Raw genomic sequence first — 16016 nt, forward strand, 5'->3', positions numbered from 1 at the left:
AACTGGCACGCAACTTGATATAGGCAAAACATCTTATTTGAAAATGCTGTATTACGTAGAGGTTGCTATGTCTATTCTGGTTAAAAATAACATTCATTGGGTGGGTCAACGTGACTGGGAAGTGCGCGATTTCCACGGGACGGAATACAAAACGCTGCGCGGCAGCAGCTACAACAGCTATCTCATTCGTGAAGGTAAAAACGTGCTGATCGATACCGTCGATCACAAGTTCAGCCGCGAGTTCGTGCAGAACCTGCGCAGTGAAATCGACCTGGACGACATCGACTACATCATTATCAACCACGCGGAAGAGGACCATGCCGGCGCGCTGACCGAGCTGATGTCCTACATTCCGAACACGCCGATCTACTGCACCACTAACGCCATCGACTCGATCAACGGCCACCACCACCATCCGGAGTGGAACTTCCACACCGTGAAAACCGGTGACGCGCTGGATATCGGCAACGGCAAGCAGCTGATCTTCGTGGAAACCCCGATGCTGCACTGGCCGGACAGCATGATGACCTACATGACCGGCGACGCGGTGCTGTTCAGCAACGACGCCTTCGGCCAGCACTACTGCGACGAGCGCCTGTTCAACGACGAAGTGGACCAGACCGAACTCTTCGAGCAGTGCCAGCGCTACTACGCCAACATCCTGACCCCGTTCAGCCGCCTGGTGACGCCAAAAATCACCGAAATCCTCGGCTTTAACCTGCCGGTGGATATGATTGCCACCTCCCACGGCGTGGTGTGGCGTGAAAATCCCACCCAGATTGTGGAGCTCTACCTGAAATGGGCGGCGGACTATCAGGAAGACCGCATCACTATTTTCTACGACACCATGTCCAACAACACCCGCATGATGGCGGACGCCATTGCCCAGGGCATCAACGAAGTGGACCCCAACGTGGCGGTGAAAATCTTCAACGTGGCGCGCAGCGATAAGAACGAGGTATTGACCAACGTCTTCCGCTCTAAGGGCGTGCTGGTGGGTACCTCCACCATGAACAACGTGATGATGCCGAAAATTGCCGGTCTGGTAGAAGAGATGACCGGCCTGCGTTTTCGCAACAAGCGCGCCAGCGCCTTTGGCTCCCACGGCTGGAGCGGCGGCGCGGTAGACCGTCTCTCCACCCGTTTACAGGATGCGGGCTTTGAAATGTCCCTCAGCCTGAAGGCGAAATGGCGCCCGGATATCGACGCCCTGGAGGTCTGCCGCCAGCACGGCCGCGACATTGCCCGCCAGTGGGCGCTCGCACCGCTTCCGCAAGCTGCCGAACCGACCGCACAGCAGGAAACCTGCGCCTGCGCCGCCGCGGCAGCCGCCGATCCCGGACCGCGCATGCAGTGCAGCGTCTGCCAGTGGATTTACGATCCTGAACTGGGCGAGCCGCTGCAGGACGTTGCGCCGGGCACGCCGTGGAGTGACGTGCCGGAAAACTTCCTCTGCCCGGAATGTTCACTCGGTAAAGACGTCTTTGACGAACTGGGTACGGAGGCAAAATGAACAACGGTATCGTCATCATCGGCTCGGGCTTTGCCGCCCGCCAGCTGGTGAAAAACATCCGCAAGCAGGACGCCAGCGTGCCGCTGACGGTGATCGCCGCCGACAGCATGGACGAGTATAACAAGCCCGATCTGAGCCACGTCATTAGCCAGAATCAGCGCGCCGAGGACCTCACCCGCCAGACGGCGGGGGAGTTCGCGGAACAGTTTAACCTGCGTCTGTTTCCCTACACCTGGGTCACCGACATCGACGCCGCCGCCCACGTGGTAAAAGCAAAAGAGAAAACCTGGCAGTACGACAAACTGGTGCTGGCCACGGGTGCCTCTGCGTTTGTGCCGCCGGTTGAAGGCCGCGAGCTGACGATCACCCTCAACAGCCAGCAGGAGTATCAGGCCAGCGAAACGGCGCTTCGCGACGCGCAGCGGGTAATGATTGTTGGTGGCGGGCTGATAGGCACCGAGCTGGCGATGGATTTCTGCCGGGCGGGTAAATCCGTCACCCTGGTCGACCATGCGGCGAGCATTCTGTCGTCGCTGATGCCGGCAGAAGTAAGCAGTCGCTTACAGCATCGCCTGACCGACATGGGGGTGCATCTGCTGTTGAAATCGCAGCTGCAAAGCCTGAGCAAAACCGAAGGCGGCATTCGTGCCACGCTCGACCGCAGCCGCAGCGTTGAGGTGGATGTGGTAATCGCTGCAACGGGCCTGCGCCCGGAAACCGCGCTGGCGCATCGCGCAGGCGCCGAAATACAGCGTGGCGTGAAGGTAAATAGCTACCTGCAAACCACGCAACCTGATATTTACGCGTTAGGTGACTGCGCTGAAATTAACGGTCAGGTGCTGCCATTTTTACAGCCAATTCAATTAAGTGCGATGTATCTGGCGAAAAATCTGCTCGGCGGCAGCGCGCCGCTGAAATTACCCGCCATGCTGATTAAAGTCAAAACGCCGGAATTACCGCTGCATCTTGCCGGTGAAACGCAGCGTCAGGATCTGAACTGGCAAATTACCCTCGAACCGCAGGGAATGGTCGCGCGCGGCGCGGATAACGAGGGTCAGATTCGCGCTTTTGTGGTTAGTGAAGACCGGATGAAGGAGGCTTTCGCTCTGCTGAAACTGTTACCTGCTTAACCCTCGTTTTGCCGGGTAGCGCTTCGTTTACCCGGCCAACAGCAAGTCTACGCTGTCTTAATCTTTGGATTTTATTATTCACCGCCCCGATATTCCGGAGCTTTTTTTTACGTATTCTATTCATCAAATAAATGCAAAGTAGATATATCATCGCTATCAATCCCTTATTTATTATTTTCGTAAATACTTTAATCTGAAACAGATTAAAAACATCATCCAGTTTTATTATTGGCAGCCGACTCAGTCTGAAAAGACATCATCAGCAGGAGGCGAATCATGGCGAATTTTTATAAATAACTCAATTATCTTTCTCGTTATTTCACACAAGCGAAGAATGCGGAATATATTTATTCCGCAAAAGTTCTACATTTTCAGCATCTTTTTTATCGGTATGCCGCTATGCGCCAGCCATTGAGGAAGTCGCGGAGGTTGCGCCGTGCAGGAGCCGGTTCAGGAACGTACCACCAGCGCGTCGTAGCCGCGCCAGCGGTAGTTGACCATGGAGATCAGCCAGCAGGCGACAAACAGCCCAACCACCACAAACCCGGCGTTGCCCAGATTGTCGTTTACCGTGCCAATCAGATCCCACACGCCGCCGCTGAGGGCAAATTTGTCCATCAGCAGACCCAGCGCTTCCAGCCCGCCGATAAACAGCGCCACCACCACGGAGGTGCCGGTGATGGTCATGTTGTAGTAGAGCTTGCGCTGCGGCTTGTTGAACGCCCAACCGTAGGCACCGACCATCAGCAGGTTATCGAGAGTATCCACCAGCGCCATGCCGCTGGCGAAGAGCGCCGGGAATACCATGATTGACCACACCGACATCCCGCTTGACGCGCTGGCGGCAGAGATCCCCAGCACGCCAATCTCGGTGGCCGTGTCAAAGCCGAGGCCAAACAGGAAACCGACCAGGTACATCTGCCAGCTTTTATTCACCAGGCGGAAGGTTTTGCCAAACAGCCAGTTCATGACGCCGCCCTGGGCAGGGAGCGTGATGTCGCCCTGCACTGGCCTGCCCTGTTTCAGCGCCTGAAAACTGCGCCAGACGCCGCGCAGGATCACCATGTTCACCAGCGCCATCGCCAGCAGGAAGGTGGCGGAAACGGCGGTGCCAATCAGGCTGCCGGTTTCGTGGAACCATTCCATGTTTTTCTGAAACGCCGTCGCGGTCGCGGCGATAGCAATAGAGGCCAGCACCACGATGGTGGAGTGCCCCAGCGAGAACCACGCCCCCACGCCGGAAGGACGTTTGCCCTGCTGCATCATCTTACGCGTCACGGTATCAATCGCCGCGATGTGGTCAGCGTCCACCGCGTGACGCAGCCCGTAGCACCACGCCAGCAGGCTGGCGGCCATCAGCGCCGTGCTGCCGCTAAAAGCGTGCCAGGCCCATCCCCAGGCCAGCAGGTTTGCCATTACCAGAGCCAGCAGCAGAAGCGCGGCGCGAGGTTCATTGCGTAAGAGTCGTAACATTTTAAGTCCTTTGTGAACATGACCGGGCAGCGGCGATCGCCGCCTGCCCGAAGGAGATCGCTCCGTCACCTGCGGGCAGGCGCGAAGGAAAAAGAAGCGTAAAGTCAGAAAGATAATGACGCAGGCGCGCGCGCAGCAGACGGTTGTGCAGCACGCCGCCGCTGAGACAGATTGTCGACAGCGACAGGCGTCGGGCATGGCGTGCGGCGAGTTGCGCAAGCCCTTTTGCCAGCGCGTCGTGAAACGCCCACGCGCGCTGGCAGGATTCCGCCTGCCAGCTCAGCCACTGCTGCCAGAACTGCGCGAGGTTATCCACGTCCAGCGTCACCGGATGGTCGACGCCCGCGCACTGCGAGGCCAGCGCTTCCAGCCGGCAGGCCGCTTCACCTTCCCAGGATTGGGTTTCAATACCCAGCGCGCAGGCGACCGCATCAAACAGGCGACCACAGGACGAGGCCTGCGGCGCGTTGATGCCGCGCCGGATCGCCGTTGCCATCAGCGGCCAGCTGTGGCGCTGAACCGCGCGCGTTTCCGGGTACTGCTGCCAGTCAGGGACAAACGCCAGGCAGTGGGCGAGTAAATTGCGCCACGGCTGCCGCGCCGCCAGATCGCCCCCCGGCAGCGCAACGGCAGGCAGCCCGCCCAGACGCTCGCACGCGAGATAGTTCACCCGCAGGCACTCCCCGCCCCACAGCGCGCCGTTCTCGCCCATGCCGATCCCGTCCAGCGTCAGGGCAATCGCGTCTCCGCCGTCGAGCGGCCAGCCGTTCTCCGCCAGGCACGCCGCCGCGTGGGCGTGATGGTGCAGTACGGTTTCGACCGGCAGCCCCTGCGCCTGCGCCCACCGTTGTGTGTGATAACCCGGATGGGCGTCACACACCACGCGATCCGGCTGAAAGGCGTAAATTTTCTGCATCAGCGATAGCGCGCCGCGCCACTGCGCTTCGACACCCTCGTCACCGAGATCGCCAAAATGCTGGCTCAGCACCGCCTGGCTGCCACGCACCAGGCAGAAGGTGTTTTTCATCTCCGCGCCGGTGCATAGCATGGCGGGGATATTCTCAAAACCCGCAGGCAGCGCGACGGCATCGGGCACAAAACCGCGCGCGCGGCGAAGCATCGCGCCGTCGCGATCCATCACCGAATCATCCATCCGCTGCAGGATATCGCGGTTGTGCAGCAGGAAGCCGTCCGCGACGTCGCCGAGCTCATCCAGCGCCTGCTGGTTGGTCATGGCAGGCGGTCTGCCGCTGAGGTTGGCGGAAGTCATCACCAGCGGGCGCTGGCAGTCCATCATCAGCAGGTGTTGCAGCGGATTAGCGGGAAGCATGATGCCAATACAATCGAGCCCGGGTGCAATCCCTTCGGGAAATCCGGGAAGCGAGGCTTTTGGGGTCAGCACAATCGGCGCTGCGGAGGAGCGTAACAGCGTCTGGATCGCCTCCGGCACGCCGTCCGCATTCGGGATCATCACCGCCAGCGGCTTCGCGGGACGCTGCTTGCGTGACCGGAGCGTCGCGACCGCCTGCGGATTACGCGCGTCGCAGACGAGATGAAAACCGCCCAGCCCTTTGACCGCGACTATGCCGCCGCTTTTCAGCATCGCCACCGCCGCGCTCAGCGCAGCCTCACGGGAAGCGGTGATGTCGCCCGCACGCCATTCCAGCGCTGGCCCGCAGTCCGGGCAGGCTACCGGCTGGGCGTGAAAACGTCGATCGGCTGGGTTACGGTATTCCGTCTCACACGGCAGGCAGAGGGGAAATGCGGCCATTGACGTGGCCGGACGGTCATAGGGCATCGCGCGGATAATGGTAAACCGCGGCCCGCAGTGCGTGCAGTTGATGAACGGATAGCGATAGCGGCGCTCGGCAGGGTCGCGCATTTCAGCCAGGCACGCCGGACAGGTCGCGGCGTCGGGGACAATCTGCGTGTCCATCGTCCCGCCCGCGCTGTGGCGGATGGTAAAGTCCTTCGGCACCTGCGCCCACGTAAACGGATGCGTTTCAACGTGGTCAATGCGTGCCAGCGGTGGGCAGTCCTGATGCAGCCTCGCGGTAAAGCCCCCCCCATTACCCGCGAGGCGCACCAGCACGCCCTCTCCATCATTGCAGACATCGCCGGTCAACTGAAGCGCCTGCGCCAGCTGCCAGACGAAGGGACGAAACCCCACGCCCTGCACCTTGCCCCGCACGCGCAGCTGGACACCGTTACTGCACATACGGTTCAGAACAGCAGCGATGACGACGTGTCGAATGCCGCACGACGGCGCTTTTCGGCGCTCATCTGCTCAAGCTTCTCGCGATCCACGCAGACCAGCGCATGCGTCGGGCAGGCTTCCATGCAGGCCGGACCGGCGTCGCGGTGATAGCAAAGATCGCATTTGTTGGCTTCGGCTTTCTCCGCACGTACGCTCAGACCCATGCCGCTGTTGCGTACCACCGGACGAACAACCACCTCCATCGCGCCGTACGGGCAGGCGACCACGCAGGTTTTGCAGCCAATGCAGCGCTCCTGCATGACGTGCACAAAGCCTTTCTCGCGTTTAATCGCCCCGTTCGGGCAAACGTTCGCGCACGGTGCGTCTTCGCACTGGCGACAGATGGCGGCGGTGGAAATATTCACGCCTTTGATGACGTGGATGCGCGGCAGGAAGGTGTCAGGGGTGAGCGACGCGCAGTCCTGCTCCGCCTGATGGGAAACCACGCACGCCACTTCACAGGTACGGCAACCAATACACTTACTGGCATCGGCCATAATAAAACGGTTCATCTGCTTCTCCAGCATTACAGTTATGCGCGGAGATATTCATAAACCGTGCCAATAATTAACCTGTTGATTTTAGATGAATTTAAAAATCACAATGGTGCTGTCATCGTCACTTATGACGATGACACGTGTCGACATCAGCGGTGCGGGCCGTCAATAACGGAGTCGCGCAGGACAAGCTCGCCGGAGAAGGTCTGCTGATACTTAAACTCACCGCCGTCGAGCATGAAGATCAGGCGGCTGATGGTCTCTTTGATCATCTCCGTCACCGGAATACGCACGCTGGAGAGCGACGGCACGATGTAGGGCGCGATGGCCACGTCGTCGAAACCGATCACCGACACCGCGTCCGGTGCGGCCACGCCGCTGTCGTGGAGCTGCTTCATGGCGCCGATTGCCATATCGTCATTACTCGCCACCAGCGCCGTAAACCGTTCACCGCGCGCAAGCAGTTCGGCAACCGCCGCCGCGCCGCTGGCGGGGTTCCACTTTCCCTGCGCAATCAGCCCCTCGCGCAGCGGAATACCGTGCTGCGCCAGCGCGTCCTTGTAGCCGGAGAGACGCTCAACCCCGGTGGGGGAATCCAGCGAGCCGGTGATAAACGCGATCTCCCGGTGCCCTTTCGCAATCAGCTGCGACACCGCCTCCTGGCTGGAGGCTTTATGATCTGACCAGACGCAGTGGCTGCTGTTTTTCCGCAGGCGGCGGTTGAGCACCATAATCGGCTGCTCGCACTTCTCGACGATCTCATCCATCTCTTCCACGCTCAGGAAGCGCGGATAGATAATCACCGCGTCGCAGCGCATATCGAGCAGGTACTGGATCGCCTCGCGCTCTTCATCCGCGCTGTGCTTGCCGTCCGCGAGGATCAGCTGCCGCCCTTTTTCTTCCGTCATGCGCGCGGCGTGAAACAGCAGTTCGCTAAAGTAGACGCCGTGATAGAGGGTGTTCGTCACCACCAGCCCCAGCGTCTGGGTACGTTTGGTTGCCAGGTTTCGCGCCAGCAAATTCGGGCGATAGCCGCTCTCTTCAATGGCCTGAAACACCCGGTCTTTGGTCTCCTGGCTGACGTAGCCATTTCCCGACAGCACCCGGGACACCGTGGCTTTCGAAACGCCTGCCCGCTTCGCCACTTCAAGCATCGTGGTCATAGTGTTATTCCGTCTGAATCTGATGGAGCGCAGTGTACTGCACTGCAAAAAAATTGTCGCAGCGGTGAAATCACGCTTTCGATACCTCATTGCGATCTGCATCACGAAACGAAAAAATGGTCAAAAAGCGATCTTGTTTCATTCACAGAAACTCATGATGATTATGTGGAACCGGTTTCCTACATGTCTCACAACAATAACAGGATCACATCCGATGGCCAAAAATTACGCTGCGCTGGCGAACGACGTTATCAGCGCGCTGGGCGGCAAAGAGAACATCGTCGCCGTCACCCACTGCATGACGCGTCTGCGTTTCGTACTGAAAGACGAAAGCCTGACCGACGCTGCGCGACTGAAAAGCATCAGCGGCGTGCTCGGCGTGGTACGCAACGACAACCAGTGCCAGGTCATTATTGGCAACACGGTTTCACAGGCGTACCGCGAAGTGGTGAGCCTGCTGCCCACGGACCTGCAGCCCGCAGTGCCGGAAGGTCCGCAGAAGATGACCTTACGCCGCATTGGCGCCGGGATCCTCGACGCGCTGATCGGCACCATGTCCCCGCTGATCCCGGCGATCATCGGCGGCTCGATGGTCAAGCTGCTGGCGATGATCCTCGAGATGACCGGCGTGCTGCCAAAAGGCGCGCCGACGCTCACTATTCTGACCGTCATCGGCGACGGCGCCTTCTTCTTCCTGCCGCTGATGGTGGCGGCCTCGGCGGCGGTGAAGTTCAAAACCAACATGTCGCTGGCCATCGCCATCGCCGGCGTGCTGGTGCACCCGAGCTTTATCGAGCTGATGGCGAAAGCCGCGCAGGGCGAGCACGTTGAGTTCGCCTTTATTCCGGTGACGGCGGTGAAATACACCTACACCGTCATCCCGGCGCTGGTGATGACCTGGTGCCTGTCATACATCGAACGCTGGGTGGATCGCATTACCCCGGCGGTGACGAAAAACTTCCTCAAGCCGATGCTGATCGTGCTGATTGCCGCCCCGCTCGCCATCGTGCTGATTGGCCCGCTGGGGATCTGGATCGGTAGCGCCATCTCCGCGCTGGTCTACACCATTCACGGCTACCTGGGCTGGCTCTCCGTCGCCATCATGGGCGCGCTCTGGCCGCTGCTGGTGATGACCGGGATGCACCGCGTGTTTACGCCGACCATCATTCAGACCATTGCCGAAACGGGCAAGGAAGGGATGGTGATGCCGTCGGAAATCGGCGCCAACCTGTCGCTCGGCGGCTCGTCGCTGGCGGTGGCGTGGAAAACCAAAAACCCGGAGCTGCGCCAGACGGCGCTGGCGGCAGCGGCCTCCGCCATTATGGCGGGGATCTCTGAACCGGCCCTGTACGGCGTGGCGGTGCGTCTGAAACGTCCGCTGATTGCGAGCCTGATCAGCGGCTTTATCTGTGGGGCGGTCGCCGGCATGGCCGGTCTTGCCAGCCACTCGATGGCGGCACCGGGGCTGTTCACCAGCGTGCAGTTCTTTGACCCGGCGAACCCGATGACCATCGTCTGGGTGTTCGGCGTGATGGGGCTGGCAGTGGTGCTGTCGTTTGTTCTGACCCTGCTTTTAGGGTTTGAGGATATCCCGGTCGAAGACGAGGCTGAAAAAGCACGCGCCCTGCAGACCGCGCCGGTACAGAACAACGCAGCAAAAGCATAAATTGAAAGCGAGGTAAGAATGTCTGTTTTTCCACAAGGATTTTTATGGGGCGGCGCGCTTGCCGCCAACCAGAGTGAAGGTGCTTACCGTGAAGGCGGCAAAGGACTGACGACGGTCGATATGATCCCCCACGGCGCGAATCGCCTGGCGGTGAAGCTCGGTAAGGAAAAGCGTTTTTCGCTGCGTGACGACGAGTTCTACCCGAGCCACGAAGCGATTGATTTTTACCATCGCTATAAAGAAGACATTGCCCTGATGGCGGAGATGGGCTTTACGGTGTTCCGCACCTCCATTGCCTGGAGCCGCCTCTACCCGAACGGCGACGAACCACTGCCGAACAAAGAAGGCGTTGCCTTCTATCGCGCGGTGTTCGAGGAGTGCAAAAAGTACAACATCGAGCCGCTGGTGACGCTCTGCCACTTCGACGTGCCGATGCACCTGGTGACGGAGTACGGCTCCTGGCGCAACCGTAAGATGGTCGATTTCTTCGCCCGCTACGCCCGCACCTGCTTCGAAGAGTTTAACGGGCTGGTGAAATACTGGCTGACCTTCAACGAAATCAACATCATGCTGCACAGCCCGTTCTCCGGCGCGGGGCTGGTGTTTGAGGAAGGCGAAAACGAAGACCAGGTGAAATACCAGGCCGCGCACCACGAGCTGGTGGCAAGCGCGCTGGCGACCAAAATCGCCCACGAGGTGAACCCGGAAAACCAGGTCGGCTGCATGCTGGCGGGCGGAAATTTCTATCCGTACTCCTGCAAGCCGGAAGACGTGTGGATGGCGCTGGAGAAAGACCGCGAGAACCTGTTCTTTATCGACGTGCAGGCGCGCGGCAGCTATCCGGCCTACTCCGCCCGCGTGTTCCGCGAGAAAGGCGTGGTGATAGTGAAAGATCCCGGCGACGACGAGCTGTTAAAAAACACCGTCGACTTTGTCTCGTTCAGCTATTACGCCTCGCGCTGCGCATCGGCGGATATGAACGCGGGCAACACCAGCGCGGCGAACATCGTGAAGTCCCTGCGTAACCCGCATATTCAGGTGAGCGAATGGGGCTGGGGCATCGACCCGCTCGGCCTGCGCATCACCATGAACATGATGTACGACCGCTACCAGAAGCCGCTGTTCCTGGTGGAAAACGGCCTCGGGGCGAAGGACGTCATTGATGAAAACGGCGAGATCAACGACGACTACCGCATCAGCTACCTGCGCGAGCACATCCGCGCGATGGGCGACGCGATTGAGGACGGCGTGCCGCTGATGGGCTACACCACCTGGGGCTGCATCGACCTGGTGGCCGCCTCAACGGGCGAGATGAACAAGCGCTACGGGTTTGTTTACGTTGACCGGGACGACGCCGGAAACGGCACGCTGGACAGAAAACGCAAGAAATCGTTCTGGTGGTATAAGAAGGTGATCGCGAGTAACGGGGGGGATCTGGAGTAGCCTGTCCTTACCCCTCACCCTAACCCTCTCCCCATAGGGGAGAGGGCCGGGGTGAGGGGTTCAAATCCTCCGTCCCCAACCCACTCCGCAAGCCGTGAATAGACCCGTTCCACCGCCTCCTTCACCGGCGGCGTCATCGGGTAATAAAATCCAACGATGTCCGGCTGAATCCCCAAAAACAGCACCTCGCCCACGTCGTCTTTAATCTGATCGACCAGGTAGTTCAGCGGCATATTGTGGGTGGTCATCATAAACATCTCGGCGATGTCGTCCGGGTCAATCAGGCGGATCTCACCGGGGTTGAGCCCCATATCGGTGGCATCGACGATTAACAGCCTCTCCGGGCGCAGCTCGCGGATGGCGACCACGTCGTTTTCCGGCGCGCTGCCGCCGTCAATCACCACCCAATTGCCCTGCGGATTCGCGGCGCACATCTCTGCCAGCAGCGGGCCCGCGCCGTCGTCGCCCATCATGCTGTTGCCGACACACAGTAAAACGTCAGTCACGTAATCTCCTCACCATCAGGTAGATGGCGCTCTCCTGGTGAATATCGTGCAGCATGCCGAGCAGCGTTTTGCTCCACGACTGCTGCTCGGGGGGTTGCCTGGCGAGCGCCGCGTCAAAGGCGTTGGCGAGCATCGCAATGTGGTTGGCGTCGATGACGATCTCGCCGTACTTCGGCACGCCCTCCATCTTGCGCCGCGCCGTGCTGCCCTCCTCCAGCGTGGCGATCCACGCCAGGTACTCGGGCCACGGGCAGCTCAGCGCCGCCTCCAGGCAGTCAATCACCCCGAGGTGATGCCCAATCGCCAGGCTGTAATAGACCACCTGCTGCGCCGCATCCGGCGTGGCATCGTTCTCATCAATAAACTTACGGCTCAGCTGGCTGAACACCACCGTTTCACTCATCGGATACGCGCCTCATCCACGATGCTGTTCAGGTTTGCCACGATCTCATTGAGACGCGGATCGTTTTCCGCCTCCAGCCAGCGCGCCACCTGATGGTCGCCCTGGCTCAGCAGGCGCAGATAATCATCGGCAATCTGGCGCCCGTAGCGATAGCCCGCCAGCCTGCGCGCCGTGCGGTCAATCTTCACCCGCAGCGGCTGAACCATGTCCGGGTGCAGGATGGCCGCCGGCCGGTTGTCCAGCTCGCCCGGCTCGCGCGCGTGGATTTTCTGCTCCAGCAGGCCAAGCGCCATCGCGAAGCCGTACAGCGTCGCGGCGGGCGTTGGCGGACAGCCCGGAATGTAGACGTCCACCGGCACGATTTTGTCGGTCCCGCCCCAGACGCAGTAGAGGTCGTGGAAGATGCCGCCGCTGTTGCCGCAGGCCCCGTAGGAGATGCAGATTTTCGGGTCCGGCGCGGACTGCCAGGCGCGCAGCGCCGGCGAGCGCATGGCGCGGGTGACGGCCCCGGTAAACAGCAGGATGTCCGCATGACGCGGGGACGGCACCACTTTGATGCCGAAGCGCTCGGCGTCAAACAGCGGCGACAGCGTAGCGAAGATCTCAATCTCGCAGCCGTTGCAGCCGCCGCAGTCCACGCGGTAGACGTAGGCCGAGCGTTTGATTTTTTTCAGCAGCGACGCCTTCATGCTGGCGATGGACTCCTCCACCGTCATCGGCACCGGAATGCCGTTAGCGTCGCGCGGGCCGAGTAAATTTTCCATCAGCTGGCCTCTCTCATATGGCGGGTGATATCAATGCGGTCGGACGGCAGGAGACACTTCTGACGCTTGCACTCCGGGCAGGTTTCAAAGCTTTCGCGGTGATGCTCCGCGCGGGCGTCACCGTTGTGCTGCAGCAGCGCGATGGCGTAGTCGATCTCTTTTTGCACGGCGAACGGGCGCCTGCAGACGCGGCAGCTGCACAGGTCAAAGCGCGACTGCTGGAGGAAGTCCTCCTTCTTCCACACTGCCAGCTCGTACTCCTGCGACAGGCGAATGGCGACCGTCGGGCAGACCTCCTCGCAGCGGCCGCAGAAGATGCAGCGCCCGAGGTTAAACTGCCAGGCCAGCTCGCCGGTTTTGAGATCCGTTTCCACCGTTAAGGCATTCGACGGACAGGCGTTGACGCAGGCCGCGCAGCCGATGCACTGCTGCGGGTTGTGCTCCGGCTTGCCGCGAAAGTTTTTATCCACCGGCATCGGCTCCAGCGGATAGCGGCTGGTCTGCGTGCCCGTTTTGATTACTTTTTTGATAAAGGTAAACATGGCGAGTCCTTATTTCAGCGGCGAGTTTTTACGCTCGATGCTGTAGCGCTCAAGCTCTTTGTACGGCACCACCTGGCTTTTCTTCTTGCGCACGTCCACCACGGTCATGCGGTCGGTGCACGAGTAGCACGGGTCGAGGCTGCCGATGATCAGCGGCGCATCGGATACGGTGTTGCCGCGCAGCATATAGCGCAGGGTTGGCCAGTTGGCGTAGGTGGCCGCGCGGCAGCGCCAGCGGTAGAGCTTCTGGTTGTCGCCGGTCATGCTCCAGTGGATGTCGTCCCCGCGCGGCGCTTCGGCAAAGCCGAGGGCAAAACGGTTCGGAATGTAGGTGAAGCCTTCCACCATCAGCGGGCCGCCCGGCAGGTTATCGAGGCCGTAGTCGATCATGTTCAGGGCGGTAAACACCTCGTTGATGCGCACCTTGAGGCGCGAGATGACGTCGCAGCCCTGCTCGCTGTGCACGGTCATCGGCAGCAGGCCGTAGCCGACGAACGGGTGATCGGCACGCGTGTCGCGGGCGTGGCCGCTGGCGCGCACCATCGGGCCGACGTTGCTGAAGTCGCGGGCGATCTCCGGGTCAAGGCGGCCGATGCCGACGGTGCGCTGCTCAATGTTTGGCGTGCTGAGCAGCATGTCCACCAGCTCCTGCACGTCGCGGCGCATCTGCTGCGCCAGCTGGCGGGTCTGGATCATGTCGTCCTTCAGCAGGTCGCGGCGGATCCCGCCGATCAGGTTCAGGCCATAGGTTTTACGCGCCCCGGTGAGGATCTCCGCCATCTTCATTGACGCTTCACGCACGCGGAAGAACTGCATAAACCCGGAGTCAAAGCCGACAAAGTGGCAGGCCAGGCCGAGGTTCAGCAGGTGCGAGTGCAGACGCTCCACCTCCAGCAGAATGGCGCGGATCATCTGCGCGCGCTCCGGCACCACGATCCCCATGCCGTTCTCCACCGAGGTGGTGTAGGCGGTGCTGTGGGCGAAGCCGCAGATACCGCACACGCGGTCAGAGAGGAATGTCACTTCGTTGTAGCCCATGCGGGTTTCCGCCAGCTTTTCCATGCCGCGGTGGACGTAGAACAGGCGGTAGTCGGCGTCGATGATGTTTTCGCCGTCGACAAACAGGCGGAAGTGGCCCGGTTCGTCGGAGGTGACGTGCAGCGGGCCGATCGGCACCACGTTGTTTTTCTTGCTGCCCAGCTCGTTGATAAACTCGTAGGTTTCGCTGTCGGTGGTCGGCGCCGGGCGCTGGCGGTAGTCCATGCTGTCTTTGCGCAGCGGATAGAGTTCGTCCGGCCAGTCGTCCGGCAGCACCAGGCGGCGCTCGTCCGGCAGGCCGACCGGCACCAGGCCGTACATGTCGCGCACTTCGCGCTCGCCCCAGACGGCGGCGGGCACGCGTGGCGTGACGGACGGGTATTCCGGCTTAGCCGGGTCGACTTCGACGCGCACGGTGAGCCAGCACTTTTCGCCCTGCTCCATCGACATCACGTAGTACACCGCATAGTTGCCGCACAGCTGGCGCTCGTCGTTGCCGAACAGCACCGACAGCCAACCGCCCTGCTGGTAGTACAGAAACTCCACCACTTCCGGCAGATAGTTCACCTTAATGGTGACGGTTACCTGGTCTTTGGTTTGCCAGGACTCCTCCAGCACCACGCCGGGGAAAGCCTGATGCAACGCGGCGAGATACTGCTGACCTTTCTTTTCTTCAGACATAAATACTCTCTTTAATCACGCCACCAGCAAGGAGACGAACGCTAAAAATGCAAAACCAAAACCGGCCCAGGTGATGCGCGACGTTTCCACAAAACGCAGGCGCGCCATGCTGTTTTCAAACAGGGCAATCACCAGCACGCCGACCAGCAGCTTGAGGGCGGCAACCACGACGGCCAGCACCAGACCGCCTGCGGAGAAGTGCGTCATCTGCCCCCACGGGAAGAAGACGCCGACAAACATCTGCAGCACCACCAGCTGTTTGAGGCTGATGCCCCACTTCAGCACCGCGAATCCATAGCCGCTGTACTCGGTAAGCGGCCCCTCCTGCAGCTCCTGCTCGGCTTCCGCGAGGTCGAACGGCAGTTTGCCCATCTCAATAAACGTGGCGAACGCGCAGGCGCACAGCGCCAGCACCAGCGGGATCGAGCGCGCCACCGGCCAGTGGTAAACGGTGTGGGTGATAAAGCTGATGTGGGTGGAGCCCGCGACCTGCGCGGCGACCCACAGCCCCAGCAGCAGGATCGGCTCCACCAGCACGCCGAGCATTGCCTCGCGGCTGGCACCGATGCCGGTAAACGGGCTCCCGGTGTCCAGGCCCGCAATCGCAAAGAAGAAGCGGGCGATGGCAAAGAGGTAGATAAGCGTGATCAGATCGCCAAGCACGGGCAGCGGCGACGCCACCGTCACCACCGGCAGCGCGGTGGCGATGGTCAGCATCACGCCCACCATCACAAACGGCGTCAGGCGGAAGACCCAGCCTGCGGCGTCCGGCGCGACGCTCTGACGGGAGAGCAGTTTAAAGAGATCGCGGTATTCCTGAAGCACCCCAGGCCCGCGACGGTTATGCATTCGGGCGCGCGCCACGCGCGTGATGCCCGACAGCAGCGGCGCAGCGGCGAACAGCACCAGCGCCTGAAGAATTGCCAGTAACAGACTCATG

At 60.7% G+C, this 16016-nt stretch carries 14 protein-coding genes; 4 read left to right on the top strand and 10 right to left on the bottom strand.

Features of this window, described 5'->3' with window-relative positions; genetic code table 11:
• Positions 1-67 precede the first annotated feature (67 nt).
• Both norV and norW read left to right on the top strand, forming a co-directional pair.
• On the top strand, positions 68-1513 hold the full coding sequence (gene norV / locus HB664_RS21125) for an anaerobic nitric oxide reductase flavorubredoxin (protein WP_213787915.1): 1446 nt from the start codon (positions 68-70) through the stop codon (positions 1511-1513).
• On the top strand, positions 1510-2643 hold the full coding sequence (gene norW / locus HB664_RS21130; RefSeq protein WP_219940169.1) for an NADH:flavorubredoxin reductase NorW: 1134 nt from the start codon (positions 1510-1512) through the stop codon (positions 2641-2643). The genes norV and norW overlap by 4 nt, the downstream gene beginning before the upstream one ends.
• A 450-nt stretch (positions 2644-3093) precedes the next feature.
• Here the strand turns inward: norW and HB664_RS21135 are convergent, their stop codons facing one another.
• The 4 genes from HB664_RS21135 to HB664_RS21150 all read right to left on the bottom strand — a co-directional run bounded on the left by HB664_RS21135 (position 3094) and on the right by HB664_RS21150 (position 8033).
• Positions 3094-4116, bottom strand: coding sequence for a HoxN/HupN/NixA family nickel/cobalt transporter (locus HB664_RS21135; RefSeq protein WP_048975979.1), 1023 nt, complete (start codon positions 4114-4116; stop codon positions 3094-3096).
• A gap of 1 nt (position 4117) precedes the next feature.
• Positions 4118-6334, bottom strand: a complete 2217-nt coding sequence (hypF, locus tag HB664_RS21140; protein WP_219940170.1) for a carbamoyltransferase HypF — start codon at positions 6332-6334, stop codon at positions 4118-4120.
• Between the two features lie 5 nt (positions 6335-6339).
• Complete coding sequence (gene hydN, locus HB664_RS21145) at positions 6340-6885, bottom strand: electron transport protein HydN (RefSeq protein ID WP_039263391.1); 546 nt, start codon at positions 6883-6885, stop codon at positions 6340-6342.
• Between the two features lie 134 nt (positions 6886-7019).
• On the bottom strand, positions 7020-8033 hold the full coding sequence (locus HB664_RS21150; protein WP_045888102.1) for a LacI family DNA-binding transcriptional regulator: 1014 nt from the start codon (positions 8031-8033) through the stop codon (positions 7020-7022).
• Between the two features lie 214 nt (positions 8034-8247).
• On the opposite strand from HB664_RS21150, the gene ascF reads away from it, so the two are divergent.
• Both ascF and HB664_RS21160 read left to right on the top strand, forming a co-directional pair.
• Positions 8248-9699 carry a PTS cellobiose/arbutin/salicin transporter subunit IIBC gene (gene ascF / locus HB664_RS21155; protein WP_032660344.1) on the top strand — a complete coding sequence of 484 codons (1452 nt, stop codon included), beginning with the start codon at positions 8248-8250 and terminating at the stop codon, positions 9697-9699.
• An 18-nt stretch (positions 9700-9717) separates the two neighbouring features.
• Entirely contained in the window at positions 9718-11142 is a 1425-nt protein-coding gene (locus HB664_RS21160) for a 6-phospho-beta-glucosidase (RefSeq protein WP_219940171.1), read from the top strand.
• A 14-nt stretch (positions 11143-11156) separates the two neighbouring features.
• Here the strand turns inward: HB664_RS21160 and hycI are convergent, their stop codons facing one another.
• Genes hycI through HB664_RS21190 form a run of 6 tightly spaced genes read right to left on the bottom strand, consistent with a single transcriptional unit; the run spans position 11157 to position 16015 of the window.
• Complete coding sequence (gene hycI, locus HB664_RS21165; protein ID WP_219940172.1) at positions 11157-11648, bottom strand: hydrogenase maturation peptidase HycI; 492 nt, start codon at positions 11646-11648, stop codon at positions 11157-11159.
• The gene (locus HB664_RS21170) at positions 11641-12051 is read right to left on the bottom strand and encodes a formate hydrogenlyase maturation HycH family protein (protein ID WP_064673528.1); all 411 of its coding nucleotides are present in this window, start codon (positions 12049-12051) and stop codon (positions 11641-11643) included. Before HB664_RS21170 ends, hycI begins: the two co-directional genes overlap by 8 nt.
• On the bottom strand, positions 12048-12815 hold the full coding sequence (locus HB664_RS21175) for an NADH-quinone oxidoreductase subunit B family protein (RefSeq protein WP_033146382.1): 768 nt from the start codon (positions 12813-12815) through the stop codon (positions 12048-12050). Before HB664_RS21175 ends, HB664_RS21170 begins: the two co-directional genes overlap by 4 nt.
• Positions 12815-13357 carry a formate hydrogenlyase complex iron-sulfur subunit gene (locus HB664_RS21180; protein WP_047059951.1) on the bottom strand — a complete coding sequence of 181 codons (543 nt, stop codon included), beginning with the start codon at positions 13355-13357 and terminating at the stop codon, positions 12815-12817. Before HB664_RS21180 ends, HB664_RS21175 begins: the two co-directional genes overlap by 1 nt.
• 9 nt (positions 13358-13366) lie before the next feature.
• Positions 13367-15076, bottom strand: a complete 1710-nt coding sequence (gene hycE / locus HB664_RS21185; RefSeq protein WP_047059952.1) for a formate hydrogenlyase subunit HycE — start codon at positions 15074-15076, stop codon at positions 13367-13369.
• Positions 15077-15091: 15 nt separating this feature from the next.
• Positions 15092-16015, bottom strand: coding sequence for a respiratory chain complex I subunit 1 family protein (locus tag HB664_RS21190; protein ID WP_047059954.1), 924 nt, complete (start codon positions 16013-16015; stop codon positions 15092-15094).
• Position 16016: the final 1 nt, after the last annotated feature.

This window comes from Enterobacter sp. DNB-S2, assembly GCF_019443845.1.
Lineage (GTDB): Bacteria > Pseudomonadota > Gammaproteobacteria > Enterobacterales > Enterobacteriaceae > Enterobacter > Enterobacter asburiae_B.